The following is a 16,536-nucleotide window of genomic DNA, read 5'->3' as shown; positions in this document are numbered from 1 at the left end:
AGCAGAATCTGATGCAGTTCTATAGTCTAGAGAAGACATTCTGTCTCCGTCTCTATAGTTTCTGTAATCAGCAATTGTTTGTCTTTCATACTGACCCGGTAAGTTTCTGTAAACTAATCTTCCATCAGCTAAAGTATCATATTTAATGCTGCTTTCGTCTACCATTTTGTAAGTTCCGTCACCGTTTCTTACGATAGCCTGAGGCATATTTCCTCTGTAGTAGTTGAAGTCGCTGTAATCTTCATCAATGATTGGTCTGTAAACATCTGCTGTCCATTCTGCAACGTTTCCATACATACCGTAGATTCCTAAATCATTAGAAGGATATTGTCTTACGTCTGAAGTTCTTGCAGAACCATCATTTTTCCAACCTGCGATACCAGAGTAGTCTCCGGTTCCCATTTTGAAGTTTTCAAGGAACATTCCTTTTTCTCTTCCTTTAGTACCTCTCAGTTTTTCAATTTCAGGTTTTTTACCCATATACTGATTGTACTCTCTGTTTTTAGCCATACCTAAAGCTGCATATTCCCATTCAACTTCTGTAGGAAGTCTGAATTTTGAAACCATTGCTGCGTTCGGAGCTCTGTTTGCAGCTAACAATCTCTGGTTTGTGGTTTTCAAACCTGTTTTTTGCTGCATTCTTTTTTCATTGATGTAACCTTGCATTTCAGGATCATTCGATTTGAATTTATCCATGTTGAATGCAGTTCCACCCTGATTATTAGATTCGTTGATATACAAATCTTTTGCAATGATACCTGCCTGCATTAAGGCTTTCTCGTTTGCTCTGTCTGACAACCATTCGCAATATCTGTTTGCCTGAGTCCATGATACTCCTACTACAGGATAGTAATCGAATTCAGGAGCACGGAAATACGTCTCGTTGTAATCATTTCTAGATAATTTGTTGTCCCACAATAAGGTATCTGGCAACGCACCGTTGTAGATTTCCTTAAAGCTTGGATCGCTTGGTGGGAATACGTACTTCAACCATGTAAGGTATTCGCGGTATTCGTAGTTAGTAATTTCAGTTTCCCCGATAAAGAATGAACTTACCTGCATTCTGCGAGGCGAGTTATTCCAATCGTGCATAACATCATCTTTCACTAATCCCATTGTAAAAGTTCCACCTTCTACATATACCATTCCCGGCCAACCTTTTTGTTTTTGTTGCTTTCCTGCAAAAAACCAACCTTGTTTCTCGTTTGGTTTCCAACCTGTTTTGCTGACAAATTTTTTAGTACCGCCGCCATTATTAGATCCTCCGCAACTGGTTAATGCAAGTGTAGAACTTAATGCTATTAATGAAAACAACTTTAGTTTTTTCATAGTCGATATAAATATTTTCAAAGTACAAAGAAAAAATAAATTATTCAATAAATCAAGTAAAGAGTTGATTTTTTTGAAAAACGTTAACAAATTAATTTTATTGTATCATAATTTAATTATAAAATTTTCATTTATTTTGTAATTCAGAAATTTCAATAATAAACATGAAACAAAAAATTTCTCTTTTATTTTTATTAAGCTTTGTATCAACACTTTGGGCTCAAAGGATCACCATCGAATGGGATGGCTCTAAAATTCGAGACTTTGGTGAGACAAAACTCAATCTCCCAAATTTTAAAAATCAGGGATTTTCATTCAGCCAAAATAACATTTTTATAACAACTAAACAACAAGTTGGCGAAAACCAGTTAAAAGTTTCTAATCCTATCTGGGAAAATGTTTCTGCTAAAGATTTGTATTCATTAAGCAGGGATCTTATCACCGATCAGGAGATAAAAGATATTGTGTACTACAATGCAGACGGAGCAAGATATGCCAGTGCCAATGTATCGCTCTTTAAGAATGTAAAGGGACAGATCCAGAGACTTTCTTCATTTGAAATTTCTGAGACCAATGTTTCTAACAGCTTAGGAAATACCTTAAAACTAGGAACCACGAATAACCCTTTATCAACAGGAACTTTTTATAAAATAAGAGTTGATAAATCCGGTATTTTTAAAATAACAAAGCAGTTTTTACAGGATAACGGAATTAACCCGTCTTCTGTAAATCCTAAAAACTTCAGAATTTACGGAAACGGCGGAATCATGCTTCCGGAAAACAATCAGGACGCGAGGTACAGCGCGCTTCAGGAAAACGCCATTCAGGTAGTTGGAGAAGATGACGGGGTATGGAATGATAATGATTACGCTTTGTTCTACGCACAGGGACCAAACGGATACAATTTATATAATTCTTCAAACGGAAGCGGGGTTAAAAGAAGAGAATCCAGAACTTATCCCAGCGAAAATCTGAAGAATATTTATGAAGATTATTCGTATTATTTCATCAATTTCGATAAAGGTCCCGGAAAGAGAGTTCAGCCTGTAGATGTTAATTTACCTGCGAGTCCGCTAATTACCCGTTTTGATAATTATCAGGTGATTAATGTAGATCAGAAAAACCTGCTGAGAGTGGGTAGAACCTGGGTGGAAGACACTCCTTTTGTAACAGATAAAACAGTTACATTTACTACGGCTTCTCCGGTTCAGACGGGAGATAACATCAGGTATAAGGCACAGGTAATTGGTTATAAATCTCAAAAAAACAAATTACTTTACAGCATCAATAACCAAAATCCAATTACTTTTACGGTTCCAACTCCGGATCAGAGTTCCACGTATGATTTTTATCCTACAAATTACTCCGGAATCATCTCCGGACTAAGCGGAAATCAGATCACCATCAGTATAAAACCTGATATTACACTGAACCCTAACGGAACTTTTTATCCCGATTATTTTGAAATTCAGTATAAGGATAATCTGAGCTTCAACGGAACACAGATGAGTTTCAGGGATTTCTCACTGGTTACAGGGAGCAATACAACGTATGGATTCAGCCTTGCGAATGCTTCTGCAGCAGAACAGATATGGGATGTTACCGATATTACCAACGCCAACAGAAGAGTAAATAAAGCAGCAGGAAATGCAAACTTTAATTTTGCGTACACCGCATCTGATCTGAATTTCAATAATGAATTTGTGGCTTTCAGGGCAGATGCTGCATTTAGTCCTTCATTTGTAGGAAGAATCAACAATCAGAATATTTCAGCTTTGCAAAATGTTGATTATTTAATTATAACAACTCCTGAAATTCTGGGACAGGCGCAAAGAATTGCAAACTATCATCAGACCAAAAATAATTTTAATGTACAGGTGGTAGATACAGACAAGATCTATAATGAATTCGGTAGCGGCAGCAAAGATCTTACGGCAATAAGAGATTTTGTAACCAAACTGAACACTCCGCTTGGAACATTGAAGTATGTGCTGATCCTTGGAGATACCTCTTTTGATTACAAGAACAGAATATCCGGTAATACCAATGTAGTATCGGGCTACCAGAGTGAAATTTCTCAGGATCTGGTAAGGTCATTTGTTACTGATGATTATATTGTAATGACAAAACCTCAGACCACTAACTACATAGATTCTAACCTTCCTGATCTTCCTGTAGGAAGAATTCCGGCTGCCAATGCAACGGAAGCTTCCACTATGATTGATAAGACTTTAGCTTATTATAACAGTCTATCCGGACAGTCTACACCTTTCGGGGAATGGAAAATGAAACTGGATTTTGTGGTGGATGATGATAATGACGGAGGTGCACCATTCCATACCGTAATGAATAATTCTCTTGCTACGGTTTTTGAGCAAAATAATACAACTTTAAAGGAATATAATGTAAGAAAACTTTATCTGGATGCTTTTCAGGCGCAAAGTACAGCAGGCGGACAAAGATATCCTCAGGTAAATCAGGCGATCTCAAATGATATCGGAAACAGTCTTTATCTTTTCTATTTCGGGCATGGAGGTATTAACGGATGGGCACAGGAAAGGGTTTTAACGCTATCTGAGATCCAGAATGCAAATAATTTCTCCAACGTGTACAGCAGATTCCCTTTCGTATCAACAATTACCTGTGAGTTTACACTTTGGGATGATCCGGATGTTTCTTCTGCGGGAGAGCAGTTTTTAAAGCTTAAACAAGGGGGACCGGCAACGATGATTACTTCAAGCCGTGCCATCGATGTTGGTTACGGAGTGGATTTCACCAACCTTTTTACACAAAATATTTTTAAACTGACCAACGACGATTTTGATACTTTAGGATATGCACATTTAAATGCAAAAAAACAGAGAGGGGCTTCTTCTGAACATTTAAAAGTTAACTTCTTAGGAGATCCTGCCATGAAACTTACCAGACCGAAAAGGTTACTGGTAATTGATAATATTGAAACTCCGGTTCCTGGATTAATCAGAGGACTTGATTTTGTGAAAGTAAAAGGTCATATTAATAATCCTAACGGAACAGTAAACACAACGTTCAACGGAAGAGTTGTAATTAATATTTTTGATAAGAGATTAAACAAGACCACTCTGAACAACGACGGAGGATTAACTCCTGTTCTTAAATATACCGAGGAAGGAAGTGCTATTGTAAAAGCTTCCGGAACGGCTGTAAACGGTGTCTTCACTGTAGAATTTTATGTTCCGAAAGATATTAACTATGCGGTAGGAACCGGCAGAATTTTAGGGTATGCAGACAATAAAGCTTCGGATGTTTTCAATAACCAGCCAGTTCAAGTGGGAGATATCAATCCAAACGGTATTAATGACAACCAGCCGCCAAAAGTAAAATTGTATATGAACAACACCAACTTTGCAGACGGAGGTATTACAAATCAGAATCCGATGTTACTGGCATGTATTACAGACGATACAGGAATTAATTCCACAGGTTCTGGTATTGGTCATGATATTACAGTATATTTGGACGGACAAATTATCAATACAATAGTACTGAATGATTTTTATGCTTCAGGTGAAGGAAACGGATGTTTAAGCCCGGGCCTGGCAGATTATCAGAAAGGTAATGTAACGTATCCTTTCAGAAATCTTGCCGTTGGACAACATCAGTTAACATTTAAAGTTTGGGACATAAACAATAATTCTACAACTGCTACGTTAAATTTTGAAGTTAAGGATGAAGCGGATCAGCATTTGGTTATCAACCGACCGTTAAACTGGCCGAATCCTTTCACGAACAAAACATACGTTCAGTTTGAACATAATTGTGATGATATTCTGGATGTGAACGTTCAGATTTACACAATTACAGGAAAATTGGTAAGAACTTTATCTCAGTCTGTGGTTGCAGAACCTTTCCTACAGGGCTTTAGAACGCCACGTCAGGCAATAGAATGGGACGGAAGAGACGATTTTGGGGCAACTGTTGCAAAAGGTACATATATTTTTAAGATATTTGCAAAAAGTCAAAATCAAGAAAAATGCAAAGGAAGTGCTACAGCTGTAGAAAAAATGGTACTTTTGAAATAAATTTAAAACGATAACAGTAATAATATCAACAAAAAACTGATAATATATAAAAGACAACATATGAATTTAACTACTAAACTGCTTTTAGGAATTGGGTTAAGTGCTGGTTTTTTAGGCTATTCTCAAGATTTAAGTCTAGTAAGACCTGTATTAACCGGAGCTCCTTTCTTAAGAATCGCACCAGATGCAAGAGCTGGGGGTATGGGAGATCAGGGTGTGGTAACCTCTCCGGATGCTTTTTCACAATTCTGGAACGCAGCAAAATATCCTTTCAGCAGATCAAGTTCTTCCGTGGGGCTTAACTATACGCCGTACATGGGAAAACTTACCAATGATGTGTTTTTATTATACGGAGCCTTCCACAAATTTTTAGGGCAGGAAGAAAGATCCACCATCTCTGCAAGTATTTATTACTTCAATATGGGACAAGTAGATCTCACTCAGTTAGTAGGAAACGAAGTAACATCCATGGGAACCTCAAAACCAAACGAATTCTCTATTGATGTAGCTTATGGTCTTAAACTATCCGATTCTTATTCCATGGCGGTTACAGGAAGATATATCCGTTCAGACTTAGCCGGAGGATTCAATACAGATACTACATTAAAACCTGCGAATTCTTTTGCGGTAGATGTTTCAGGTTACTATACGTCTCCAAGATTCTCGAGTTTAGGAGGAATGGACGGAAAAATCAATGCAGGTTTTGCTGTTCAGAACTTAGGTCCGAAACTGGATTATACAGGAAATGAAAATTCAAGATCTTATCTTCCTACAATGGCAAGATTAGGTGCCGGTTATGATATGTATCTTGATGACATGAACAGAGTGGGAATTAGTGTTGAAGGTTCAAAAATCTTAGTTCCGGGTTCAGAATATGTAGGAATAGATCCTAATACAAGACAGCCGATCTATCAGGTTCCGAACGTAGGTGTAATGGCGGGAATCGGAAAATCATTCAAAAACAAAAATTCCATTATGTATAGTGGTGCATTAGAATATTCTTATGACAATGCATTTTCTGTAAGAACCGGTTACTTCCACGAAAGTGAAGAACAGGGAGCAAGACAGTTTGCAACTGCAGGTATCGGATTAAAGTATCGTTCTTTCGGTCTTGATGTTTCTTACCTCATCAATATGTCTAAAATTAATACCGCTTTGGATAATACCCTTCGTTTCGGGCTTACATGGAACATCGGTGACGAAACTTCCAACGCAGATAATTAAAATTCTAAAACATACCATACAAAAGTCTCATAAATTATGAGACTTTTTGTTTTTTATAACTCTATCTATTTTTCAGGAGCTTTTTCGTGCTATCCGCTCATACTCCTCGCTCCTGTGCCTCCAATTTCAGTCCCTACCCTTTTCCATTTCTGCTGTGGGGTAACCGCTGCTATCACGGCTAGGTTTTTGTATGTGATTTCAATACTTAGGAACAACAATTGCCAGTCTTTTCCTATTCAAATTACTTAAATCATATTGTAATATATGTTGAATATATATATAAAGACCACCCCGTCAAAAATTCTTACGAATTTTCGCCACCCCTCCAAGGGAGGGGAATCACAAAGCTCCTATCTATGAAATATTCACATTCAACTGACGAAGTAAAATTGACGTTCTCATTGTAAAATTTTTCAAAAAATTAATGATTACGGTATAAAGTAAAACTTACAATTCACATTTAACTCTTATTTTTGTAGCATGAACTACTCTGCAGAACTCAAAAAATTCGTAACCAGTCAATATGTATATTCTGCGATCAGGATTACACTGGCTACTGTTCTGCCCTGTCTTGTTCTCGCCCACTTCGGAATTCTCAAAGAATATTTCCTGTTTCCTCTCGGAACCAGCTTTGTTGCCTTAACAGATCAGCCGGGACCTTTCATCAGAAGAAGAAATGCTTTAACGTTTGCCATATTCTGCTTTGTTTTTGTAGCAACGATTGCAAGCCTTGTAATGAACTTTAAAATTCTCGTTTTTGCAGAAATTATTGTTTTCGGAATGTTCTTTTCCCTGATCGGAGTTTACGGACAGAGATTAGCTGCCGTTGGTTCTTTATCATTGGTGGTTCTTGCAATCTTTATTGACGGACATTTAACAGGAGGAAATATTTTTAAAAGCCTACTGATCTTTGCTTCTGGATGTATTTGGTTTCTATTGATATTTCTTGTTGTAACGACCATTCAGCCTTATAAACTGGCAAGCCAGATGATTGGAGAAAATTATCTTCAGTTGGCTGAATTTTTAAAAATCAAAGCCAATTATTACCAGAAAAATCCGGATTTTGACAAACTGACTACGCAGGTTATCGCCAAACAGATCGGGATCAAGAACCTTCAGGAAGAAACCAGAGAAACGGTTTTCAAAACCAGAACCATCGTAAACGAGTCTACCACAACAAGCCGTTTATTGATGCTGATGTTCCTGAACTCAATGGATCTTCATGAAAAACTGATGACTTCCGAAAGCGATTATCAGAAACTGCAGCAGATTTTTGACGACACCACCATTCTGGTAGATATTCACGATTATCTCAATCTTCTTGCTGAAGAAATTACAAATATCGGAATCGCCCTGCAAGTCGGGACAAGAGCAAAACCATTATTCAATCTCGACTCGGAGCTGAATAATTTAAATCATAATTATTTCGATCTCAGAAATAAAAAAATATCCCCCGAAAATTTCGAAAACTTTATGGTGCTGCGCCAGATTCTGATGCGCATTAATGAAATTACCAAAGAAATCGATGAGATTTATAAAGTTTTCTCCCAGAATGTAAAACTTGCAAAAAGTCTTTCAACAGGTCTGGATCTTAAAAAATTCATGCCGAATGAAGAAAAACTGAATTTCAGAGTATTAAGAAACAACATATCACTTTCTTCATCTCATTTCAGACATGCGTTGAGAATTACGATTGCGTTATTATTGGGATACTTATTTTCACTATTCCAGTTTTTAGGAATCGGACACACCTATTGGATTTTAATTACCATTGTTGCGATCTTAAAACCCGCCTACTCCATTACCAAACAGAGAAACCTGCTCCGTTTGTACGGAACTGTTGCGGGAGCAGTAATTGCATATGGAATTCTGCATTTCATCCACATTAATGAAGTTTTATTTACCATTCTTTTATTAAGCATGATTATGTGTTTCAGCTTCCTGAAGGGGAAATATTTCTGGGCAGTTCTGTTTATGACGATTTACATCTTTCTGAGCTTCAATTTTTTAAGTCCGGGAAAAGTCAATATCATTTTTAAAGACAGAATTGTAGATACCATTATTGCAGCCATAATTACTTCTCTGGTTGCCTACATCGTTCTTCCGGTTTGGGAGCATACCCAAAATCTGGATCTGATGAAGAAATCTGCGGAAGCCAATCTCAGTTATTTCCAAAGTGTAATTTCTAAATTTCTGGAAGAAAAATATGATCTTGAAGATTATAAAGTAAAACGTAAAAACGCTATTATTTCACTGGCAAATCTTTCCGATAATTTTCAGAGAATGATTTCCGATCCTAAAAATCAACAGAAAAAACTGGAAGTCGTACATCAGTTTGTGGCAACATCGCATCTTATTACAGCCTACACCGCTTCCCTTTCGCAATATGTAAAAGATGACGAAAAATATCCTGAAATTGATGCCGAAAGCTGGAGCAGAAAAATAGAAGCCGAAATGCAGAAAGTTTATATTCTTTTGCATGGAGATACCATAACAGAAGAACTAAAAAAGGAAAGCCGCATTGAACCCGAAGATTCGTCTCTGGAAGATTTAATTTTAAAAAGAAAAACCGAACTTATAGAAAACGAAGCGTATGATGTACGGGATCCGAATAAAATTTCTCATTTAACGGAGCTTAAAAATATTCACGATGTTCTGGAACTGATCTTTGACGTTGCCAAAGAACAGCGAAAAGTAATTGAAAAATACAGAAATGAAACGGATTCTGTTGAAAAGGGCAATCCTATTCTTCAACAATCGTAAAGCAGTAATCGTCGAAAAATTCTACTCTTGCTTTGAATTCATCTGAGATTTTATCATCATGAACCCTGCATTTGATATGGTGAAGGTATTTCAGTTCAAAAGGCTTTACTTCATAATGCTTTTTCAGCGACCAGTGTTTGGAATGATGAATTTTATACATACTTTCTTTAACACTCCAGATAATCGTGTAAAAAGTAACTTCATTGTCTGATGGAATAAATCCGCGTTCATTTTCGTAGGTGAATTTATCAATGACCCTTAAAATTTTGGGATTAAATTTCTCGATATCTATTCCTATTTTATTCTTGGAAAGGGCAATGGCTGCAAAAGGAAATGAATGCGTAATGGATATTTCCGCATCTTTCGGAGATAAAAAAGGCTCTCTCTCTTTGTAGAGAATCTTAGACTGGGGTTTCAGAGATTTTAATAATTTACGCACCATTAAAACCTCCAGTAATTTTTTGGGATGATAATCTTTTACTTTATCGGCATTTTCGGGTTCCAGAAGTTCATTGATATCCAATTGTTCCTGTTCATCATATTTCCATACAAGAATTGTGGCATTATCATCAGAAAAATCGCGGTAAAGTGACATGTATTAATTTATTCTGCTAAAATAATAATTTCCGGCGAATCGTATTTTGACTTTAGTGATTAGTAAAATTATTAAATTCAGATTTATATTATCTATTATCTTAAATGTTGTTATCTAAAACGCAATAAAATCACTATAATATGCTTAATATCATATAATTCTTGAGAGAACAGCGTTTTTTTATCTAAATTATTAATTGTAATTTTGCACATTATCAATTGAATTTAAACTTATTCATTCATATGAGTACTACAACACAATACATGCCTTATAAAGTTAAGGATATCTCCCTTGCAGAATGGGGAAGAAAAGAAATTACCCTTGCTGAAGCGGAAATGCCTGGTTTGATGGCGATTCGTGAAGAATACGGACCGTCTCAACCGTTAAAAGGTGCAAGAATCGCAGGATGTCTTCACATGACGATCCAGACAGCTGTACTTATCGAGACATTAGTAGCTTTAGGTGCTGAAGTTACATGGTCTTCTTGTAATATTTTCTCTACACAGGATCACGCTGCTGCTGCTATTGCTGCTGCAGGAATTCCGGTTTACGCTTGGAAAGGTATGAACGCTGAGGAATTTGACTGGTGTATAGAGCAGACTATTTTCTTTGGTGAAGACAGAAAACCATTGAACATGATCCTTGATGACGGTGGAGATTTAACCAATATGGTTTTTGATAAATTCCCTGAACTTACTGCAGGAATCAAAGGTCTTTCTGAAGAAACTACAACAGGTGTTCACAGATTGTACGAAAGAATGAAGAACGGAACTTTAGTAATGCCTGCAATTAACGTAAACGATTCTGTAACAAAATCTAAATTCGACAACAAATACGGATGTAAAGAATCTGCAGTAGATGCTGTAAGAAGAGCTACAGACGTAATGTTAGCCGGAAAAAGAGTGGTAGTATGCGGATACGGAGATGTAGGTAAAGGTACTGCTGCATCTTTCAGAGGTGCTGGTTCTATCGTTACGGTTACTGAAATTGATCCTATTTGTGCGCTTCAGGCTGCAATGGACGGTTACGAAGTAAAAAGACTGGATACTGTAGTGGATAACGCAGATATCATCATCACAACAACAGGTAACTTCAACATCGTAAGAGGAGAACATTTCCTTAAAATGAAAGATAAAGCGATCGTTTGTAACATCGGACACTTCGATAACGAAATCGATATGGCTTGGTTAAACGAAAACTACGGTCACACAAAATCTGAAGTAAAACCTCAGGTTGATATCTATACTGTAGAAGGTAAAGAAGTGATTATTCTTGCGGAAGGTAGATTAGTAAACTTAGGATGTGCTACAGGACACCCAAGTTTTGTAATGTCTAACTCTTTCTCTAACCAGACTTTGGCTCAGATCGAACTTTGGAACAATTCTGAAGCTTATGGAAACGAAGTATATATGTTGCCTAAACATCTGGATGAAAAAGTAGCGGCTCTTCACCTTAAGAAATTAAGCGTTGAACTGGAAACTCTTTCTCCTGAGCAGGCTGAATATATCGGTGTGGATGTGAAAGGTCCATTCAAGCCTGAATATTACAGATACTAATAAGCATATTTGCTTTTATATATTGAAACTCTCCTTTTCAGGAGAGTTTTTTAGATTCCGGCGGCTTCGCCGCCGGAATCTAAAAAACTCCAATAGAATATCTCTTACTACATATTGAGGGTATTTTACACTCTTTTCTAAACGCAGAACTCATCAAGAATAATTACAGTCTTGTTATCCTTCCGTTACTACTGCATCACGCTCTCCGTCTTCTTTTTTTCCTTCCTCAATCATTTCTTCGGCTTCAGCTTTCTCTTCTTCCGTAGCGTAATCAATTCGCTCCTCCTGCTCCTCTTCCTGTTCATAATCAATAAAAAATTCACAGAAAACCGGAAGATGATCTGAACCGAAATTATCGAGTGTTTTCAGGTCTTCAATAAAAATTTCTTCACTGTGAAACATCAGGTCGATCGGAAATCTCAGCAAACGGTATTTGGCATGGAAAGTGGAAACAAAAGAACGCCCAATTCTCGGATCGATAAGATGACTTGTTTTCCTGAACAGAATGGATGATTTAGACCACGCCACATTATTAAAATCTCCCACAACAATCACGGGTTTCTTTATTTCGGTTACCCTTTTGGCGGTACTCAGAAGATCTCCGTCTCTTTCTTTGGAAGTTTCCTCTTCCGTCGGGCTTGGCGGTGGCGGATGAACCCCGAAGAAAACGAAAGAAAATCCATCCTCGGTTTTCAGATGCGCTTCTATACTTGGAATATCATCAGCCACGAAATAATGCGTTTGAGAACTTTCAATTTTTAATTTCGAATAAAAATGCATTCCGTACGTATTTTCCAGTGTTACTTTATGCTGAAAAGGATACTCTTTTTCCAGTTTTCGCAATGCTTTTTCCCAGTCTTCATTACTTTCCATAGTCAGGAACATATCAGGCTTACATTTTTCGATCAACTTAATAAACCTATCATATTCTGTGTTGAACTGATACACATTGGCAGAAATAAAATGCACTTTATCTGAAGACTTATACTTCTGAGAAAATTTCTTAACGGGATAAAGCGGAGTATATTTAATCAGAATGATACTGTGATGAACAAACATCAGGATTAAAAGTCCCTGAAAATACCAAAAGTATGGTGAATCTTTGACAAAAAAACCTAGAATAAAGGTGAAAACAGTAAAAAAAGTGATCTGTATCTTACCAAATTCAGGCACACGAAAAATCCAGTGCGAATGTTGAATTTTGGGCAGGATGGTCAGGATGAATAATAAAACAGTGAGACTCAGGTAAAATATCCACATATATTTTTTTAAATAACAGATAAATTTAGTGTAATTTTATAAGTTTTCAAACGAATTGTTCTTTAAACTTTATTAATTCATTTGAAAGTAAATGTAATTTTTCGTTATTTTAAACCATCAGATATAAAAATCAATCGTATGAACAAAATATTGGCAGTGGCTCTGTTATTAGGAACCCTTTGCTTTGGACAGCAAAATCAGAATGCAGAAATTGAAAAACTCATCCGCAATTTATTTGCAGGCATGAAAAATTCTGATCCTGAAATGATGAAATCTGCTTTTGCAGATACCGCGATTCTTCAGACCATTACAAAAGACGGCGTAAAAACTGAAGATATTGAAGCTTTTGTAAATTCTGCTGCCCAAATGGCGAAAGGAGATCTCGAAGAAAAAATTACCATTGAAGCCATTCATACCGACGGAAATCTTGCGAGCGTTTTTACACCATATTCATTCTACTACAAGAAAAAATTTTCTCACTGTGGAGTTAACAGTTTTCAGCTTATTAAAATAGGGAAAGAATGGAAAATACAGTATGTAATTGATACCCGAAGAACAGATAACTGTAAAGAAATTAAATAATGAAAATTCATCATATCGCCATTATCTGTTCAGATTATGAAGTTTCTAAAAAATTCTATACAGAGATTTTAGATTTAAATATCATTCGTGAAGTTTACCGTGAAGAAAGACAGTCTTACAAGCTCGATCTTGCCATCGGAGATCATTATGTTATAGAATTGTTTTCTTTTCCCAATCCTCCGCAACGACCTTCCAGACCGGAATCATGCGGTTTAAGACATCTTGCTTTTTCGGTTGAAAATGTGAGAGAAAAGCGGGAAGAATTGATTCAGAAAGGTTTGGAATGCGAAGAAATCCGGATAGACGAATACACCGGAAAAGAATTTTTCTTTACACAGGATCCGGATCAGCTTCCGCTGGAATTTTATGAAATGTAATTTTTTTAAAAACTTAAATTAATCATGAAAAAGATTGTCGTAATTCTTGCAGCATTTGCATTAACCAATATCAATGCGCAGAAAGTGAATGAACCGAAAGGTCACCCTAAAGAGTGGTCACAATCTTACTTGCCGGAAATCTGTATTACGTAGGAACGTACGATCTTGCGTCGTATCTTATCGTTACGAGTAAAGGAAATATCTTAATCAATACAGGACTTGCAGATTCTCTTCCGATCATTAAAAATAATATTAAAAAGCTGGGGTTTAAATATCAGGATACTGAAATATTGCTGCTTACACAGGCGCATTACGATCATTTGGGCGCAATGGCAGACATTAAAAAAGAAACGGGAGCCAAATTATATGTTGACGAAGCCGATGCAGATGTCCTGAAAAGCGGCGGAAAATCGGATTATGAACTGGGAAAATACGGTGTTACTTTTAAACCTGTAAAACCTGATTATATTTTAAAAGATAAAAATGTGGTGACTCTTGGAGATGCAAAATTAACAATGCTTCATCACCCCGGTCATACCAAAGGATCATGTAGTTTTTTGTTTGAAACAAAGGACAGCAAAAGAAGCTATAAAGTTTTAATAGCGAATATGCCGACCATTATCGTGGATAAAAAGTTTTCTGAAGTTACTGCATATCCCTCTATTGAAAAAGATTATGAGTATACTTTAAATGCCATGAAAAATCTGGATTTTGATATTTGGGTTGCTTCTCACGCGAGTCAGTTTGATCTTCATGAAAAACACAAGCCAAAAGATCCGTATAATCCTGCTGTCTTTATGAACAAAAAAGAATATCAGGACGAACTCGATTCTTTAGAAAAAGACTTTCTGAAGAAGAAATCTGAGTGAGTTTAATGCGCGTACCCCGTAAAAAAGCTTATCACCATAATCGCAAGAACAATTGAAGAAATGACTACGTAGATGTAGTCTTTTTCTTTTAAATAACCAATCAATGCGAAAATAATTCTCATTAACGGAGTGAACACCAAAAGAAGAATTCCCAACTGGATAATCGCCATTCCTTCGCCTTTACACAGCGAATGCCAGAAATGTCCCCAGACTTTTTCCGAAGATTCTCCCATATCGAGGGAAGTATATTTTTCAGGCATTTTAAAGCCCTCCGTAAAAAGTTTGATAAAACCTATTAACGATGTTGCAACAGAAAGAATAACTCCCAGTCTCAGCAAATTCCCTACAGAACGGTTCAGATCGACATCCGTGAAATTTTTTCTCATTATCTGAAGCTTTTATTGATACCGTTGTACATCATGTAAACCGAAAGAATCGTAATCACAATGGCAAAGAATGTCTTTAATTTTTTGGTCTTGGAAACCATCAGTGTTTTAGATCCGATAAAACTTCCTACCACAACCCCAATAAGAACCGGAGCTGCAATCACAGGAATAATTTCACCTCTCTGAAAATAGATCAGCGCACTTGCAACCGCTGTTACCCCAATCATGAAGTTACTGGTAGTCGTAGAAACTTTAAAAGGCAGTTTCATCATATTATCCATTGCCAGAACTTTCAGCGCGCCGGAACCGATTCCCAGCAATCCGGACATGGCTCCTGCGAACATCATCATTAGAAATCCCGGAACTGTATTTCTTGCAGAATAACTTTTCACCACCCCTTTATCCGGAAAAGTTCCGAATAATTTTAATTTTTCTTCCAGACTTCCTTTAATAATAGGTTCCTGATGATCCGGTTTCCCTTTTAAATTTAAAATAACCGTTAAAAGAAGAATACTCGCGAAAATAATTCCGATGGTATTCGGATTAAGCATACCCGAAACCAAAGCTCCGACGATGGCTCCTGAAGTGGTCGCTATTTCTAAAAACATCCCGACTCTCATATTGGTAAAGCCTTCTTTTACAAAAGCTACTGCCGCACCGGAAGAAGTTCCGATAACAGAGATAAGAGAAGCACCGATGGCGTAATGCATAGGAACGCCGAAACCCAGCGTTAATAAAGGAATGATGATAACTCCTCCTCCCAATCCGGTCAAAGAACCCAGAAGTCCTGCCGAAATTGCTCCAAGAAAGAGAATGATGATTTCTGACATGTTACAAATATAAAACTATTGCGTTAGTCTGCCAAACGTTTAAAAAAGATAAATTTGACGTATTTTTGCATAAACAAAATTTTATATGAAATTATTTTATATCATCCTCGGAGCTACTCCGAAAGGGCGAAATATTGAGCAGCACGATGTCTTCTTCGGAATTGCGGAAAGCCTGAAAGATCTGGTTCCGGATATGAAAGAGTTCTGGAAGGATGTTAAAATCCACATCGACTGTTATCAGGAAGTGCGTTTTATTGATGGTTATGAAGTGAAAATTACAGAAAAAGGGGAAAAAACATCGGAAGAACAGCTTTACTTTATTAATCTCGGAGGATATAAAAGAGGTTTCTTTGAAGAATTTCATGAACAGCATTTAATGGTTGGAAATTCGATGGCGGAAGTTACCAAAAGAGCAAAAGCTACAGAATTTTATAAAACCATGGGGTTTAAAGGAGCGGAAAGTCATATTGATGATAAACACGGCGTAGACATTGATGATATTTTCAGGGTAAATGATATTCTTCCTGAAAAAATGAAAGAAAAATATTCTATTTCCCTAATAAAATCCAATGCTGAAAATCAGGAAAACGTAGTGGAACTGGGATATCTGAAAATTGATAAAATTCAATAAAATATAATGCTCATAACTGAGTGAAACGCCTTTGCGAGCGAAAAATAATGAGTGAATTTTTCAAAAAACTCTC

Annotated in this window: 12 protein-coding genes and 1 pseudogene; 8 read left to right on the top strand and 5 right to left on the bottom strand. The window is 36.7% G+C overall.

Going from position 1 to position 16,536, the window contains the following annotated elements; all coding sequences use genetic code 11:
- Positions 1-1,329 (bottom strand): SUMF1/EgtB/PvdO family nonheme iron enzyme (locus tag WFK35_RS02340; protein ID WP_336731172.1); only part of this gene is annotated, 1,329 nt, incomplete at its 3' end.
- A gap of 164 nt (positions 1,330-1,493) precedes the next feature.
- On the opposite strand from WFK35_RS02340, the gene porU reads away from it, so the two are divergent.
- The 3 genes from porU to WFK35_RS02325 all read left to right on the top strand — a co-directional run bounded on the left by porU (position 1,494) and on the right by WFK35_RS02325 (position 9,377).
- Complete coding sequence (gene porU, locus WFK35_RS02335; RefSeq protein WP_336731171.1) at positions 1,494-5,390, top strand: type IX secretion system sortase PorU; 3,897 nt, start codon at positions 1,494-1,496, stop codon at positions 5,388-5,390.
- 60 nt (positions 5,391-5,450) lie between these two features.
- On the top strand, positions 5,451-6,614 hold the full coding sequence (gene porV / locus WFK35_RS02330) for a type IX secretion system outer membrane channel protein PorV (RefSeq protein WP_214590400.1): 1,164 nt from the start codon (positions 5,451-5,453) through the stop codon (positions 6,612-6,614).
- A gap of 480 nt (positions 6,615-7,094) precedes the next feature.
- Positions 7,095-9,377, top strand: coding sequence for an FUSC family protein (locus WFK35_RS02325; RefSeq protein ID WP_336731169.1), 2,283 nt, complete (start codon positions 7,095-7,097; stop codon positions 9,375-9,377).
- Here WFK35_RS02325 and WFK35_RS02320 read toward each other — a convergent pair.
- On the bottom strand, positions 9,358-9,972 hold the full coding sequence (locus WFK35_RS02320; protein ID WP_336731167.1) for a 4'-phosphopantetheinyl transferase family protein: 615 nt from the start codon (positions 9,970-9,972) through the stop codon (positions 9,358-9,360). The two genes, WFK35_RS02325 and WFK35_RS02320, sit on opposite strands and share 20 nt — an antisense overlap.
- Positions 9,973-10,214: 242 nt before the next feature.
- Here WFK35_RS02320 and ahcY point away from each other — a divergent pair, with 242 nt between their 5' ends.
- Positions 10,215-11,528: an adenosylhomocysteinase gene (gene ahcY, locus WFK35_RS02315; RefSeq protein WP_214590403.1), complete on the top strand. Its 1,314-nt coding sequence runs from the start codon at positions 10,215-10,217 to the stop codon at positions 11,526-11,528.
- 174 nt (positions 11,529-11,702) lie between these two features.
- On the opposite strand, the gene WFK35_RS02310 is transcribed toward ahcY, so the two are convergent.
- Positions 11,703-12,788, bottom strand: coding sequence for an endonuclease/exonuclease/phosphatase family protein (locus WFK35_RS02310; RefSeq protein ID WP_336731165.1), 1,086 nt, complete (start codon positions 12,786-12,788; stop codon positions 11,703-11,705).
- Positions 12,789-12,926: 138 nt separating this feature from the next.
- On the opposite strand from WFK35_RS02310, the gene WFK35_RS02305 reads away from it, so the two are divergent.
- The 3 genes and pseudogenes from WFK35_RS02305 (at position 12,927) to bla (ending at position 14,616) form a co-directional block, all read left to right on the top strand.
- Positions 12,927-13,370 (top strand): nuclear transport factor 2 family protein, encoded by a 444-nt coding sequence (locus tag WFK35_RS02305; RefSeq protein WP_336731163.1) that lies wholly within the window; start codon positions 12,927-12,929, stop codon positions 13,368-13,370.
- Positions 13,370-13,747 (top strand): SMU1112c/YaeR family gloxylase I-like metalloprotein, encoded by a 378-nt coding sequence (gloA2, locus tag WFK35_RS02300; protein WP_214590406.1) that lies wholly within the window; start codon positions 13,370-13,372, stop codon positions 13,745-13,747. The genes WFK35_RS02305 and gloA2 overlap by 1 nt, the downstream gene beginning before the upstream one ends.
- Before the next feature lie 17 nt (positions 13,748-13,764).
- Positions 13,765-14,616, top strand: a pseudogene (gene bla / locus WFK35_RS02295) (subclass B3 metallo-beta-lactamase).
- A 2-nt stretch (positions 14,617-14,618) separates the two neighbouring features.
- Here the strand turns inward: bla and WFK35_RS02290 are convergent.
- Entirely contained in the window at positions 14,619-15,002 is a 384-nt protein-coding gene (locus WFK35_RS02290; RefSeq protein WP_336731161.1) for a DUF1634 domain-containing protein, read from the bottom strand.
- The gene (locus WFK35_RS02285) at positions 15,002-15,832 is read right to left on the bottom strand and encodes a sulfite exporter TauE/SafE family protein (RefSeq protein WP_076396750.1); all 831 of its coding nucleotides are present in this window, start codon (positions 15,830-15,832) and stop codon (positions 15,002-15,004) included. The genes WFK35_RS02290 and WFK35_RS02285 overlap by 1 nt, the downstream gene beginning before the upstream one ends.
- Positions 15,833-15,917: 85 nt before the next feature.
- Here WFK35_RS02285 and WFK35_RS02280 point away from each other — a divergent pair, with 85 nt between their 5' ends.
- Positions 15,918-16,463 carry a DUF1543 domain-containing protein gene (locus tag WFK35_RS02280; protein WP_336731160.1) on the top strand — a complete coding sequence of 182 codons (546 nt, stop codon included), beginning with the start codon at positions 15,918-15,920 and terminating at the stop codon, positions 16,461-16,463.
- Positions 16,464-16,536: the final 73 nt, after the last annotated feature.

This window comes from Chryseobacterium sp. VD8, from assembly GCF_037149975.1.
GTDB classification, from domain to species: Bacteria; Bacteroidota; Bacteroidia; order Flavobacteriales; family Weeksellaceae; genus Chryseobacterium; species Chryseobacterium indicum.
Note: the sequence above shows the minus strand (reverse complement) of the source record. Positions and strands in the feature narration are given on the sequence as shown.